Consider the following 12938-nt stretch of genomic DNA (forward strand, 5'->3'; position numbering starts at 1 on the left):
TAGTCCAACCCGCAGCAGGTTGGAGTTTAGGCATGATCCAAGGGTTCCGTGACTTTTTATGAAACAAGCCGGAAACACTCGGTTTTTTTACAGCCCCGAACACGGGTCTATGCTTTCCCCAAGCCGTCCTTGCCAGCCGGCCCAACCCGGCGCCAGAATGCCGTCATCTGCCCCGCCTGATGTAAGGAAGCCCGATGCCTGATCCTGTTGCTGCCAGCTTGCGTCTAGCGCCCGAAGCGCTGACTCGTCCTTTTTCCGCTGAACAGTTCAGCTTCTCGACCACCAATGATTTGGAGCCCTTTCGCGGTGTGCTTGGCCAGGAACGTGCGGTCGAAGCCTTGCAGTTTGGTGTGGCCATGCCACGCCCCGGTTACAACGTATTTGTGATGGGCGAGCCCGGTACCGGGCGCTTTTCGTTCGTCAAACGCTACCTCAAGGCCGAAGGCAAGCGCCTGCAGACCCCGGCCGACTGGGTCTACGTCAATAATTTCGATGAGCCTCGCGAACCCCGCGCGCTGGAACTGCCTGCGGGCGGTGCTGCCGCGTTCATCTCCGATATCAACGGCCTGATCGACAACCTGGTCGCGACCTTCCCGGCGGTGTTTGAACACCCGACGTATCAACAGCGCAAAAGCGCCATCGACCGTGCCTTCAACCAGCGTTACGACCGTGCCCTGGACGTCATCGAGCGCCTGGCCCTGGAAAAAGACGTGGCGCTGTACCGTGACAGCACCAACATTGCGTTTACCCCGATGCTCGACGGCAAGGCCCTGGACGAGGCCGAGTTCTCGCAGTTGCCCGAAGCCGACCGCGAGCGTTTCCACACCGATATTTCCGAACTGGAAGAACGCCTCAACGAAGAACTCGCCAGCCTGCCCCAGTGGAAGCGCGAGTCCAATAACCAGATGCGCCAGTTCAACGAAGAAACCATCACGCTGGCCTTGCAGCCACTGCTGGCGCCGTTGTCCGAAAAATATGCGGAGAACGCGGCCGTCTGCGGCTACTTGCAGGCGATGCAGGTCTACCTGCTGAAAACCGTGGTCGAGCAGTTGGTGGACGATGCGAAAACCGACGCCCAGGCCCGCAAGTTGCTGGAAGAACAGTACTGCCCGAGCCTGGTGGTGGGGCATCCGATTAACGGTGGCGCGCCGGTGGTCTTCGAGCCGCATCCGACCTACGACAACCTGTTCGGCCGTATTGAATACAGCACCGACCAGGGCGCGCTCTACACCACCTATCGCCAATTGCGCCCGGGTGCGCTGCACCGTGCCAACGGTGGTTTCCTGATCCTTGAAGCCGAGAAGATGCTCAGCGAGCCGTTTGTATGGGACGCCCTCAAGCGTGCCCTGCAATCGCGCAAGCTGAAGATGGAATCACCGCTGGGCGAACTGGGCCGCCTGGCCACGGTGACCCTCAACCCGCAAGTGATCCCGTTGCAGCTCAAGGTGATCATCATCGGCTCCCGCCAGTTGTACTACGCGTTGCAGGACGCGGATCCGGACTTCCAGGAGATGTTCCGGGTACTGGTGGATTTTGACGAAGACATCCCGATGGTGGATGAAAGCCTGGAGCAGTTCGCCCAGTTGCTGAAAACCCGCACCTCGGAAGAAGGCATGGCGCCGTTGACCTCCGATGCGGTGGCGCGGCTGGCGACCTACAGCGCGCGGTTGGCGGAGAACCAGGGCCGCTTGTCGGCGCGTATCGGTGATTTGTTCCAGCTGGTCAGCGAGGCGGACTTCATTCGTCACCTGGCCGGTGATGAGCGCACCGACTCCGGGCACATCGAGCGCGCACTCAAGGCCAAGGCCACGCGCACCGGGCGGGTGTCGGCGCGGATTCTCGACGACATGCTCGCCGGAGTGATCCTGATCGACACCGCCGGCGCGGCGGTGGGCAAGTGCAACGGGCTGACGGTGCTGGAGGTGGGTGACTCGGCGTTTGGTGTGCCGGCGCGGATTTCTGCCACGGTGTACCCGGGCGGCAGCGGCATCGTCGATATCGAGCGTGAAGTTAACCTCGGCCAGCCGATTCACTCCAAGGGCGTGATGATCCTCACCGGTTACCTAGGCAGCCGTTATGCCCAGGAATTCCCGTTGGCGATCTCGGCGAGTATCGCCCTTGAGCAGTCCTACGGCTATGTCGACGGCGACAGCGCGTCCCTGGGCGAAGCCTGCACCTTGATCTCGGCCCTGTCGAAGACGCCGCTCAAGCAGTGCTTTGCCATTACCGGCTCGATCAACCAGTTTGGTGAGGTGCAGGCGGTCGGCGGGGTCAACGAGAAGATCGAAGGTTTCTTCCGTCTTTGCGAGGCCCGCGGGCTGACCGGCGAGCAGGGGGCGATCATTCCCCAGGCCAACGTCGCGACACTGATGCTCGATGAGAAGGTGTTGCAGGCCGTGCGGCAGGGGCAATTCCACGTCTATGCCGTGCGTCAGGCCGACGAGGCCTTGAGCCTGCTGGTGGGTGAGCCTGCGGGTTCGCCCGACGAGGAGGGGCAGTTCCCCGAAGGCAGCGTCAATGCGCGGGTGGTGGAGCGTCTGCGGGCGATCGCCGAGATGATCAGCGAAGATGACCTGAAGGAAGCCGAGAAGGAGTTGGCGCAGGAAGCACTGGCTGAGACCAAGCCGGTGTAATCAATGCCGAAGGGGCCTGGTTCCAGGTCCCTTCGGCATATTTTTGACGCCGTCGTGACGGCAGTCGTCCGTTGGTCCCCCAGCCTTGGTTTGTACCGGGTTTCTTCTATTCTCAGCTCAAGGGATAGCCACAGGAGTCGCTGGATAGAAACAGTCTTGCCTTGCGAGGCTGAATACCGGATCTACCGAGGGTCGCCGCCATGTCGCGCAACCTCTGCCTCACCCGCCAGTGCCTGGGCCTGGTCACCCGTATCGAATGTTCCATTCGCCCTCTCGCGGGGGATACCGGGATGTGGACCTTGTTGTTTGCCGCCGGAATGACCGGCGAACAACCCTCCACCATCAAGTCCCAAGGCCCGTTCCACGGACCTTTCGTGGCACAAACCATCCTCGATTCGATTGTTGAAAGCCTGACCCTGCACGGCTACGAGCTGGCTGACGACCCGCAGATCTGGTGCCTGCACCTGCAGGCGCACTTGCGACAACTCAACGGTGGGCGGCAGACGGTGCTAAGCGATATCCGCTGACCGCACTCCCCCCGTAGCAGCTGGCGCTCGACAGCTGCTACGGGGGCGGGGGAGGGGCTATGGCTTGGGGGCAGGGGCCGCCTCGGGTTTGTCCAGCTTCACCTCAAACCCATACTGCACCGTGTCCAGGCCGGTGCGCTGGTAGGTTTCCAATGTCGTCGGCTGGCCGTAGAAGTAATGCACGTCGAAGAGCGCCGTGCCGTATTCCTCGGCGCGGTGGCTGACGCCGAGAATTTCCTTCAGGTAGTTGCCGCTGGCGTCCTTGGCATAGAACCGCCAGCTGTCAGAGGGGAACAGCTTCTGGTCGACAATCAGCGCGTTGTCCTTCAGCTCCAGGCCCTTGGGCAGTTGCCCGGCAGTGAGGCTGCCTTTCTCGATGGTCGCCAGGAACAGCGGCATCGATCCGACGGCAAACCCCGGGTTTTCAGGGAACAGGTTCAGGTCATAGGTGATGGTGCCGCGCCCCGGGTCGACCTCGTAGGCTTCGGCGGGCAGTTCGATCGGCTCGCCAAGCTTGCCTTCGTCGTTGGCGGTGAGGAACGTCACCGGGGCATCGCCGCCGCCGCGGTCCTCGCCCAGCAGGTCGTCGTTGAAGGTGTAGGGGTGATCGAACTCAACGTGCGCCGCACTGGCGTCATCCACCGACTGGTTGATGGTGACGCTTTTCTTCAGTTGGTCTTCGGACAGGGTGGCGTCCTTGAGCCAATCTGCGGCCTGGTCGTCATACACGGTGACGGGCATCGGCAACGGCTGTACGGTTTTTTCCAGGCTGTTCTTGTCGAAGCGCCGTACGGGCAGGTCCAGGTCCTTGCGGGTCACCGTGGCCTGGGAAAAGTCGAGCACGCTGACTTGCACATTGTCGATCAGGCCATTGAAGTACACCTTGGTGTAGTGGCTGTTCTGCTTGAGCTCGAAGGCTTTCTGCTCGTCTTCCAGCTGTTTCTCGAAGGCGTCGGACCAGGCCTTCTGCTTCTGCATTTCGGCCAGTTGCTTCTCGTAGAACGCCAGTTGCGCGGCGTTTTCGTTGATCGAGCCCGAGCGCGAGAGAAATTGCCCGGTGGTGTCACGAGCCTGCACCAGCAACGGGTTCGGCGATTCGTCCGCGACTTCCGGCGCCAGCGGGGCGCTGTTGGTCAGTTCGATCTCGGCGTAGTTCTTTTCCAGGGCCAGCAGGGTGACGGTGACGTTTTCTTCGGTGCGCTTGCGGCCCACGTCCTTTTTCGACAAGTCGAAGGTGAAGACTTTACGCGGGGCAATCACTTCCACCTTGCCCTTGAGGGTGACGGGCTGCGGCTGGCTTTTGTTCTCCGTCTCGACGCCTTCGACGAACGGGTAGGTCACCGTCAGGTCATCGGGGTTGGTCAGGTTGGAACTGGTGGGGCTCAACTGGATGCCCGGGTCGGTTTCCGACCATTCCGGCTGGAACGGGATGACCTTGTTGTTGCTCAGGGTCACCGACTGCCATTCCAGGCCGTGTGGGAAGGGGAACTGGTCGGGCATGTTGAAGTTGAACGGGAAGATCGGCTGCAGGTCCGTCAGGTAGTCCGAATGGGACGCCTTGCGCAGGACAAACAGGCCATTGATGTAGGTATCGACCAGGGCCTGCGGCGTAGGGTAATGCTTGAGCAGCGCCAGGGCGTCTTCGCTGTACTCGGCCTCGATGGGCTTGGTGGCGAGCTTGGCCCGTGCCCGTTCCAGCAACAGCAGCGAGCCTCCAAGCTCGGACACGGCGTCCTTGAGCTTGGGGTCCTGGATGGCGTCCAGGGATTGTTCGAACTTGGCGGTTTTCTCTTCGAGACTGGCTTGCTTGTGTTCATCGCTTGGGGAACAACCGCTGCCCATCAGCAACGCCGCACACAGGCCAAGGCTGGCCAAAGGGGATCGCACATCCATTATCTGAGTTTTCCTGTCCGACATCATCGAGCCGAGTTGATGAGCTCGACACTAGCAGAAAAATTCCTTAACAGATGCCGTACAGATCAGTTTTCTCGACGGTTTCTGGGGTTTGGGTGCGGCTGGTATACTCGCCGCCATTTTTAGCCAAGCTGTGTGAGATTCAATGGAACGCTTTATCGAAAATGCAATGTATGCCTCACGCTGGCTGTTGGCGCCGATCTATTTCGGGCTGTCCCTGGGGCTGCTGGCGCTGGGCCTGAAGTTCTTCCAGGAAGTGTTTCATGTGATTCCCATCGTGTTCACCATGAGCGAGTCGGATGTGATCCTGGTGCTGCTGTCGTTGATCGACATGGCCCTGGTGGGCGGCCTGCTGGTGATGGTGATGATCAGCGGCTACGAGAACTTCGTCTCCCAGCTGGACATCGACGAAAGCAAGGAGAAGCTCAACTGGCTGGGGACCATGGACTCCTCGTCGCTGAAGATGAAGGTCGCGGCGTCCATCGTGGCGATTTCGTCGATCCATCTGCTGCGGGTGTTCATGGACGCCAAGAACGTCGATCCCGAGCACCTGAAATGGTACGTGATCATTCACATGACCTTCGTGGTGTCGGCGTTTGCCATGGGCTACCTGGACAAGGTTACCAAGCATTAATCTGCCCCTGGCGCTCTCCTGCGCGGGGCTCATCAAGGGCGTGGCTTGTGTGCTAGTCTGCTCGCCCTTTTAGTTTGGACGGCACCTGTGTCGTCCTACAGCGGAGCCTTTCCATGTCCGAAGTTAATCTGTCCACCGACGAAACCCGCGTGAGCTACGGCATTGGCCGTCAGTTGGGCGACCAGCTGCGCGACAACCCGCCACCGGGCGTGAGCCTGGACGCGATCCTGGCTGGCCTGACCGACGCTTTTGCCGGCAAGCCTAGCCGTGTGGACCAGGAGCAAATGGCCGCCAGCTTCAAGGTCATCCGCGAAATCATGCAAGCCGAAGCCGCTGCAAAGGCTGAAGCTGCTGCTGGCGAAGGCCTGGCTTTCCTGGCTGAAAACGCCAAGCGTGACGGCATCACCACCCTGGCTTCCGGCCTGCAATTTGAAGTGCTGACTGCAGGTAGCGGCGCCAAGCCGACCCGTGAAGACCAGGTGCGTACTCACTACCACGGCACCCTGATCGACGGCACTGTGTTCGACAGCTCCTACGAGCGCGGCCAGCCTGCGGAATTCCCGGTTGGCGGCGTGATCGCCGGCTGGACCGAAGCGCTGCAACTGATGAATGCCGGCAGCAAATGGCGCCTGTACGTGCCGAGCGAACTGGCTTACGGCGCTCAAGGCGTTGGCAGCATCCCGCCGCACAGCGTTCTGGTGTTTGACGTCGAGCTGCTCGACGTTCTGTAAGACCTTACCTGCAGGAGCGAGCCTGCTCGCTCCTGCAGTGTTTTGCGCGGTTGCTCATGGATGAAACTTGCCATTGAGATCCGTCACCGGGCGCAACGCTCGGGCATAGCAGAACAGAAACAGATTTCTCACCACTTCCTTCAGCACCCCGGGCTCACTGGAACTCAGGCCATTGACGTCCAGGTCGCCCTGATCCTGCAGTTCGCTTAACGCCTCTTCTTCCAGCACCGCGCAGACTTCCCCGGTTTCCCGATGGAGGATTCGCAAGTAAGGGTGTGGACGGTCCAGCCAGGCATCGATCAAATAAGTCATGGGAAGTATCTCCTTGATGGGTTTCAATGAGAATAATTCTTATTCGTAGAATAGCAAGTCCCTATTGGCCATTTCCGGACTTTTCTGTGTGGATATTGTTTTTGATCAAAAGGCCTGGCCTTTTGCCGCCAGTGCGGAAGTGACGCGGGGAGGGTGAAGCGCCATCCCGTGCAGGGCACGGGATGGAGGCAGCATATTCAGACCTTGCGGACGAACTCGGACTTGAGTTTCATCGGGCCGATACCGTCGATTTTGCAGTCGATATCGTGGTCGCCATCGCACAGGCGGATGTTCTTGACCTTGGTGCCGACCTTGACCACCAGGGACGTGCCCTTGACCTTGAGGTCCTTGATCACGGTGATGGTGTCGCCGTCCTGCAGGACGTTGCCCACAGAGTCTTTCTTCACGGATTCATCGCTGGCCGCCTCGGCTTCGCCGCCGACGGCCCACTCATGGGCGCATTCCGGGCAAATCAGCTGGGCGCCATCTTCGTAGGTGTATTCGGAATTGCATTTCGGGCAGGGTGGCAACGTGCTCACTAAAGCTCCTTTGGTTTCAGGATGGCTAAAAAGCGCACATTGTATAGGGTTTTAGCCGGGCAGGGGGCAGCAACGCCAGAGAACGCTGTGGGAGCTGGCTTGCCTGCGATGCAGGCACCTCGGTTTGTCTGTTACACCGCGGTGATGCAATCGCAGGCAAGCCAGCTCCTGCATGGAGCAGAGCAGAATCAGTGAGTACGGGCGACCGCGAACTCACTCAGCTCAACCAGGGCGTCCCGGTATTCGCTGGCTGGAAGGGCTTCCAGGCATTGGATCGCGCGAGCCACGTAGTCACGGGCCAGTTGCGCGGTGTATTCGAGGGAACCCGAGGCTTCCACGGCTTCGCGGATGCTTTCCAGGTCTTCGATCCCGCCTTTCTGGATCGCCTTGCGCACCAGGGCGGCCTGTTCCGGCGTGCCTTCGCGCATGGTGTAGATCAGTGGCAAGGTCGGCTTGCCCTCGGCCAGGTCGTCACCGACGTTCTTGCCCAGGGTTTCGGCGTCGCCGCGATAGTCCAGCAGGTCGTCCACGAGCTGGAAGGCCACGCCCAGGTGATCGCCGAACGTGCGCAGGGCTTCGCTCTGCTCGGGCGTCGCTTCGCACAGGGCGGCGGCGCTGTGGGTCGAGGCTTCGAAGAGCATCGCGGTTTTGCCGCGAATCACTTCCATGTAGGTTTCTTCGGTGGTGCTGGCGTCGCGAACCTTCGACAGCTGCAACACTTCGCCTTCGGCGATGATGCGCGTGGCCTGTGAAAGAATCTTCATCACCGGCATCGAGCCCAGCTCGACCATCATTTCGAACGAGCGCGAGTACAGGAAGTCGCCCACCAGCACGCTCGGCGCGTTGCCCCACATCGCGTTGGCCGTCTCGCGACCACGGCGCATGCCGGACATGTCGACCACGTCGTCGTGCAGCAGGGTGGCGGTGTGCAGGAACTCGATGGTCGCGGCCAGCAGGCGCAGGTCATCGCCTTCGCGGCCCAGGGCCTTGCCACACAGCAACACTAATAAAGGACGCAGGCGTTTACCGCCGGCCGACGTAATGTAGTCGCCAATTTTGGAGACCAGCGGCACTTTAGAAGTCAGCTGCTTCTTGATGATGCCGTCGACGGCGCTAAAATCGTCCGCCACCGCGCGGTAGAAAGCTTGGGGTTGCATCAGCGACAGTCGCTCCAGAAGGGTTGCGCGGCATGCTAGGACCCACGTCCCGTAGTGTCAAGGCGCGATAGACGGCTACTTGCAACCCCTCCATAGCTTGCGTACAATCGCGCACCCTGAACTTCCTGGGCAGCACCTGCCTTACGCAATTGCATTCGGGACGTCCATCCCATGCAGCCATGCCAGCCAATACCTCTTCTTATAAAGCGCTGGGTGAGCAGGATTATCGGAGAAATACCATGTCGTACGCAGTAATTGTTACTGGTGGCAAGCAATACAAGGTCGCCCCAGGTGAATACCTGAAGATCGAGAAGCTGGAAATCGCTACTGGCGAATCCGTTACTTTTGATCGCGTTCTGTTGGTCGCCAATGGCGATGACGTGAACATCGGCGCTCCAGTTGTTGCAGGCGCTACCGTTGTGGCTGAAGTGATCTCCCAAGGTCGTCACGATAAAGTCCGCATCATCAAGTTCCGTCGTCGTAAGCACCACATGAAGCGTATGGGCCACCGCCAGTGGTACACCGAGATCAAAATCACCGGTATTCAGGCTTAATTTCAGCCTAATTCCTCACTAGGAGAATTGACTCATGGCACACAAAAAAGCTGGTGGTAGTACCCGTAACGGTCGCGACTCAGAAGCCAAACGCCTTGGCGTGAAGATGTATGGCGGCCAGGTTATCATTCCGGGCAACATCATCGTGCGTCAGCGCGGCACCCAATTCCACGCCGGTTACGGTGTTGGCATGGGTAAAGATCACACTCTGTTCGCTAAAATCGACGGCGTGATCAAGTTTGAAGTAAAAGGCGCTTTCAACCGCCGTTACGTGAGCATTGTCCCGAAGACTGAAGTCGTCGCGGCATAATTACGTAGTTGCTGGAAAAGCCCTGTCTCGCGACGGGGCTTTTTCGTTTGTGGGGTGAGTCTCTTGCAAAGCTGTTTGTGATGGGCGAAAGCAGTGGATTTGCGGTCGTTGCTTGAGGTCGCTGCGCTCATTTTTGCAAGAGTCTTATGTCTTGGTTTCTTAAGCTCGTCCGTGCGACGAGAGGCGTTTTGTTATGAAGTTCGTTGATGAAGTTTCGATCCGAGTAAAAGCTGGCGACGGCGGTAACGGTTGCATGAGTTTCCGTCGGGAAAAATTCATCGAAAACGGTGGTCCTAACGGTGGTGATGGTGGTGATGGCGGCTCGGTCTACATGATCGCCGACGAAAACCTCAACACCCTGGTGGACTACCGTTACACCCGGCACTTTGATGCCGAGCGTGGCTCCAACGGCGGCAGCACTGACTGCACCGGTAAAAAAGGCGAAGAGTTGGTGCTGCGGGTTCCGGTCGGCACCACCGTGATCGACTCCGCAACCCAGGAAGTCATTGGTGACCTGACCAAAGCCGGTCAGCGCCTGCTGGTGGCTCATGGCGGCTGGCACGGTCTGGGCAACACCCGTTTCAAGTCCAGTACCAACCGTGCGCCACGCCAGACCACGCCGGGCAAGCCAGGCGAGCAGCGTGACCTGAAGCTGGAAATGAAGGTACTGGCTGATGTGGGCCTGCTGGGCTTGCCGAACGCCGGCAAAAGTACGTTCATTCGCTCGGTGTCTGCTGCCAAGCCGAAAGTCGCCGATTACCCGTTCACTACCCTGGTGCCGAACCTGGGTGTGGTCAGCGTCGACCGCTGGAAAAGCTTCGTGGTTGCGGACATTCCGGGCCTGATCGAAGGCGCTTCCGACGGCGCAGGCCTGGGGATCCGTTTCCTCAAGCACTTGTCCCGCACCCGTTTGCTGCTGCACCTCGTCGACATGGCGCCGCTGGATGACACCAGTGCACCGGACGCTGCTGAAGTGATCGTCAGCGAGCTGACCAAGTTCAGCCCGTCCCTGGCTGAGCGTGATCGCTGGTTGGTGCTGAACAAGTGCGACCAGATCCTCGAGGAAGAGCACGAAGAGCGCGTCAAGGAGATCGTTGATCGCCTGGAATGGACCGGTCCGGTCTACGTGATCTCGGCCATTGCCAAAGAAGGCACTGAGCGCCTGACTCGCGACATCATGCGTTACCTCGAAGACCGTGCCGATCGCCTGGCCGCCGACCCTGTCTACAAGGCCGAGCTGGCTGAACTGGATCAGCGCATCGAAGACGAGGCTCGTGCCCAGTTGCAGGCGCTGGATGATCAGCGTGCCCTGCGTCGCAGTGGCGTCAAGTCGGTCCATGATATCGGTGACGATGATTGGGACGAGGAAGACGTGGATGATGAAGATGGTCCGGAAATCATTTACGTGCGCGACTGATTCGTTGCAGTAAACTTAAGCGCCGCTCAATCGAGCGGCGTTTTGGTATCTGGAAATCGGTAGTCACGAATAACGTTATGGGCGGCGCTGGGTCGCGCGGCCCTCTATCTAAGGTTGAAGATGATGCGGAGCAAGGTGACAGGTGCGCAGCGTTGGGTCGTTAAGATCGGTAGCGCGCTGCTGACGGCGGATGGCAAGGGGCTGGATCGTGCGGCCATGAGTGTCTGGGTGGACCAGATGGTGGCCTTGCATGAGGCCGGCGTCGAGTTGGTGTTGGTGTCGTCCGGGGCGGTTGCCGCCGGCATGAGCCGCCTCGGCTGGACCGCGCGACCCAGCGCGATGCATGAGCTGCAGGCTGCCGCCGCGATTGGTCAGATGGGCCTGGTACAGGCCTGGGAGTCCAGCTTTGCCGAGCACGGGCGCCACACGGCGCAGATTCTGCTGACCCATGACGACTTGTCCGACCGCAAGCGCTACCTGAATGCCCGCAGCACCCTGCGCGCCCTGGTTGAACTCAAGGTGATCCCGGTGATCAACGAGAATGACACCGTGGTGACCGACGAGATTCGCTTCGGTGACAACGACACCCTGGCAGCGCTGGTGGCCAACCTGGTTGAGGCTGATTTGCTGGTGATCCTCACGGATCGCGACGGCATGTTCGACGCTGACCCGCGCAATAACCCTGAGGCCCAGCTGATTTATGAGGCGCGTGCCGATGATCCGGCGCTGGATGCGGTGGCTGGCAGTGTCGGCGGTGCCCTGGGGCGTGGTGGCATGCAGACCAAGCTGCGTGCGGCACGGCTGGCGGCGCGTTCCGGCGCGCATACCATCATCGTTGGCGGTCGGATTGAGCGGGTGCTGGATCGTCTCAAGGCGGGCGAGCGCATCGGTACGCTGCTGTCGCCTGAGCGTGGCATGCTGGCGGCGCGCAAGCAGTGGCTGGCGGGGCATCTTCAGACGCGCGGTACCCTGGTGTTGGATGCTGGTGCGGTTTCAGCGTTGTCCCAAGGCAACAAAAGCTTGCTGCCGGTGGGTGTAAAACTGGTCCAGGGCAGCTTCCGCCGTGGCGAAATGGTGGTGTGCGTGGCGCCGGACGGTCGTGAGATTGCCCGTGGCCTTGCCAACTACAGCGCCCTTGAGGCGCAGAAAATCATCGGGCAGTCGTCTGAGGCGATTGTCGGTCTGTTGGGTTACATGGCTGAGCCGGAGCTGGTTCACCGGGATAACCTGATTCTGGTTTAAGTAAAAAAGGAATTCTCGATGCGCGTAATGAAGGGATTGCTCGGTTTGCTGCTGGCGATGCCGTTGCTGGCGTCGGCCGAAGAGATTGGCCAGGTGTCGACGGTGTTCAAGTTTGTCGGCCCCAATGACCGGATCGTGGTCGAGGCCTTTGATGACCCGAAGGTGGATGGCGTGACCTGCTACCTGTCTCGCGCCAAGACGGGCGGGGTAAAGGGTGGGTTGGGTCTGGCGGAGGATCGCGCCGAGGCGTCGATTGCCTGTCGCCAGGTAGGTGCGATTCGCTTCAAGGGCGAGCTGAAGGATGGGGATGAGGTGTTCAAGGAGCGCACGTCCCTGGTCTTCAAGACCATGCAGGTGGTGCGTTTCCTCGACAAGAAGCGCAATACCCTGGTGTATCTGGTCTACAGCGACCGCTTGATCGAAGGCAGCCCGCAGAATGCGGTGACGGCGATTCCGATCCTGCCGTGGCCCACAGCGCAATAAATCTGAAGCAGAGCCGGCATGCCGGCTCTTTTTTTGGCTTTCCCAAATCGCAGGCAATAAAAAACCGACCCTGGGGTCGGTTTTTTAACAAGCTTATCGCTTAGGCTGCAGCAGCAAGGTTCAGAGCCTTGATGTGGCCATTCAGACGACCTTTATGGCGAGCAGCTTTGTTCTTGTGGATGATGCCTTTATCGGCCATACGGTCGATAACTGGCACAGCCAGAACGTAAGCAGCTTGAGCTTTTTCAGCGTCTTTTGCGTCAATGGCTTTAACTACATTCTTGATGTAGGTACGAACCATGGAACGCAGGCTGGCGTTGTGGCTGCGACGCTTCTCAGCCTGTTTTGCACGTTTTTTGGCGGAAGGTGTGTTGGCCACCGTCGAGCTCCTCGAAAGACTTTTTAGGAAATAGCAAACAAAATAGGCCGCGAATCATGCCGATGAGTTGAAGTCTTGTCAAGGGCGTGTGATGCGAACTGCTGAG

Annotated in this window: 14 protein-coding genes; 9 read left to right on the forward strand and 5 right to left on the reverse strand. The window is 59.7% G+C overall.

What is annotated here, in order from left to right; translation table 11 throughout:
• Positions 1–194: 194 nt before the first annotated feature.
• The gene (locus tag HX839_RS11165; RefSeq protein ID WP_003215847.1) at positions 195–2633 is read left to right on the forward strand and encodes a Lon protease family protein; all 2439 of its coding nucleotides are present in this window, start codon (positions 195–197) and stop codon (positions 2631–2633) included.
• 200 nt (positions 2634–2833) lie between these two features.
• Positions 2834–3160 (forward strand): hypothetical protein, encoded by a 327-nt coding sequence (locus HX839_RS11170; RefSeq protein WP_003215849.1) that lies wholly within the window; start codon positions 2834–2836, stop codon positions 3158–3160.
• Between the two features lie 57 nt (positions 3161–3217).
• Here HX839_RS11170 and HX839_RS11175 read toward each other — a convergent pair whose 3' ends face one another.
• A complete protein-coding gene (locus HX839_RS11175; protein WP_003215851.1) occupies positions 3218–5053 on the reverse strand; it encodes a hypothetical protein in 1836 nt (611 codons plus the stop codon).
• Between the two features lie 166 nt (positions 5054–5219).
• Here HX839_RS11175 and HX839_RS11180 point away from each other — a divergent pair, with 166 nt between their 5' ends.
• Both HX839_RS11180 and HX839_RS11185 read left to right on the forward strand, forming a co-directional pair.
• Positions 5220–5708 carry a TIGR00645 family protein gene (locus tag HX839_RS11180; RefSeq protein ID WP_003215853.1) on the forward strand — a complete coding sequence of 163 codons (489 nt, stop codon included), beginning with the start codon at positions 5220–5222 and terminating at the stop codon, positions 5706–5708.
• Positions 5709–5821: 113 nt separating this feature from the next.
• Entirely contained in the window at positions 5822–6439 is a 618-nt protein-coding gene (locus tag HX839_RS11185) for an FKBP-type peptidyl-prolyl cis-trans isomerase (RefSeq protein WP_003215854.1), read from the forward strand.
• Between the two features lie 54 nt (positions 6440–6493).
• Here the strand turns inward: HX839_RS11185 and HX839_RS11190 are convergent, their stop codons facing one another.
• The 3 genes from HX839_RS11190 to HX839_RS11200 form a co-directional block, all read right to left on the reverse strand.
• Positions 6494–6751 carry a hypothetical protein gene (locus tag HX839_RS11190; RefSeq protein ID WP_003215856.1) on the reverse strand — a complete coding sequence of 86 codons (258 nt, stop codon included), beginning with the start codon at positions 6749–6751 and terminating at the stop codon, positions 6494–6496.
• Between the two features lie 197 nt (positions 6752–6948).
• Complete coding sequence (locus tag HX839_RS11195) at positions 6949–7290, reverse strand: zinc ribbon domain-containing protein YjdM (RefSeq protein WP_003215858.1); 342 nt, start codon at positions 7288–7290, stop codon at positions 6949–6951.
• 188 nt (positions 7291–7478) lie between these two features.
• A complete protein-coding gene (locus HX839_RS11200) occupies positions 7479–8447 on the reverse strand; it encodes a polyprenyl synthetase family protein (protein WP_003215860.1) in 969 nt (322 codons plus the stop codon).
• A 239-nt stretch (positions 8448–8686) separates the two neighbouring features.
• On the opposite strand from HX839_RS11200, the gene rplU reads away from it, so the two are divergent.
• The 5 genes from rplU to HX839_RS11225 all read left to right on the forward strand — a co-directional run bounded on the left by rplU (position 8687) and on the right by HX839_RS11225 (position 12453).
• Complete coding sequence (rplU, locus tag HX839_RS11205) at positions 8687–9001, forward strand: 50S ribosomal protein L21 (RefSeq protein WP_003176051.1); 315 nt, start codon at positions 8687–8689, stop codon at positions 8999–9001.
• Positions 9002–9035: 34 nt separating this feature from the next.
• The gene (rpmA, locus tag HX839_RS11210) at positions 9036–9311 is read left to right on the forward strand and encodes a 50S ribosomal protein L27 (protein WP_003215862.1); all 276 of its coding nucleotides are present in this window, start codon (positions 9036–9038) and stop codon (positions 9309–9311) included.
• A gap of 193 nt (positions 9312–9504) precedes the next feature.
• Positions 9505–10728, forward strand: coding sequence for an Obg family GTPase CgtA (gene cgtA / locus HX839_RS11215; protein ID WP_003215864.1), 1224 nt, complete (start codon positions 9505–9507; stop codon positions 10726–10728).
• Positions 10729–10851: 123 nt separating this feature from the next.
• Complete coding sequence (gene proB / locus HX839_RS11220) at positions 10852–11970, forward strand: glutamate 5-kinase (RefSeq protein WP_003215866.1); 1119 nt, start codon at positions 10852–10854, stop codon at positions 11968–11970.
• An 18-nt stretch (positions 11971–11988) separates the two neighbouring features.
• Positions 11989–12453, forward strand: coding sequence for a CreA family protein (locus HX839_RS11225; RefSeq protein WP_008432835.1), 465 nt, complete (start codon positions 11989–11991; stop codon positions 12451–12453).
• A 100-nt stretch (positions 12454–12553) separates the two neighbouring features.
• Here HX839_RS11225 and rpsT read toward each other — a convergent pair whose 3' ends face one another.
• Positions 12554–12832, reverse strand: a complete 279-nt coding sequence (rpsT, locus tag HX839_RS11230; protein ID WP_003215870.1) for a 30S ribosomal protein S20 — start codon at positions 12830–12832, stop codon at positions 12554–12556.
• Positions 12833–12938: the final 106 nt, after the last annotated feature.

This window comes from Pseudomonas sp. I8001 (genome assembly GCF_013385345.1).
Classification (GTDB): Bacteria; Pseudomonadota; Gammaproteobacteria; order Pseudomonadales; family Pseudomonadaceae; genus Aquipseudomonas.

Bases quoted from the DNA above. Each gene is read 5' to 3' on its own strand.
- HX839_RS11165 (WP_003215847.1), top strand. From the start codon at position 195: ATGCCTGATCCTGTTGCTGCCAGCTTGCGTCTAGCGCCCGAAGCGCTG.
- HX839_RS11170 (WP_003215849.1), top strand. From the start codon at position 2,834: ATGTCGCGCAACCTCTGCCTCACCCGCCAGTGCCTGGGCCTGGTCACC.
- HX839_RS11175 (WP_003215851.1), bottom strand. From the start codon at position 5,053: ATGGATGTGCGATCCCCTTTGGCCAGCCTTGGCCTGTGTGCGGCGTTG.
- HX839_RS11180 (WP_003215853.1), top strand. From the start codon at position 5,220: ATGGAACGCTTTATCGAAAATGCAATGTATGCCTCACGCTGGCTGTTG.
- HX839_RS11185 (WP_003215854.1), top strand. From the start codon at position 5,822: ATGTCCGAAGTTAATCTGTCCACCGACGAAACCCGCGTGAGCTACGGC.
- HX839_RS11190 (WP_003215856.1), bottom strand. From the start codon at position 6,751: ATGACTTATTTGATCGATGCCTGGCTGGACCGTCCACACCCTTACTTG.
- HX839_RS11200 (WP_003215860.1), bottom strand. From the start codon at position 8,447: ATGCAACCCCAAGCTTTCTACCGCGCGGTGGCGGACGATTTTAGCGCC.
- rplU (WP_003176051.1), top strand. From the start codon at position 8,687: ATGTCGTACGCAGTAATTGTTACTGGTGGCAAGCAATACAAGGTCGCC.
- rpmA (WP_003215862.1), top strand. From the start codon at position 9,036: ATGGCACACAAAAAAGCTGGTGGTAGTACCCGTAACGGTCGCGACTCA.
- cgtA (WP_003215864.1), top strand. From the start codon at position 9,505: ATGAAGTTCGTTGATGAAGTTTCGATCCGAGTAAAAGCTGGCGACGGC.
- proB (WP_003215866.1), top strand. From the start codon at position 10,852: ATGCGGAGCAAGGTGACAGGTGCGCAGCGTTGGGTCGTTAAGATCGGT.
- HX839_RS11225 (WP_008432835.1), top strand. From the start codon at position 11,989: ATGCGCGTAATGAAGGGATTGCTCGGTTTGCTGCTGGCGATGCCGTTG.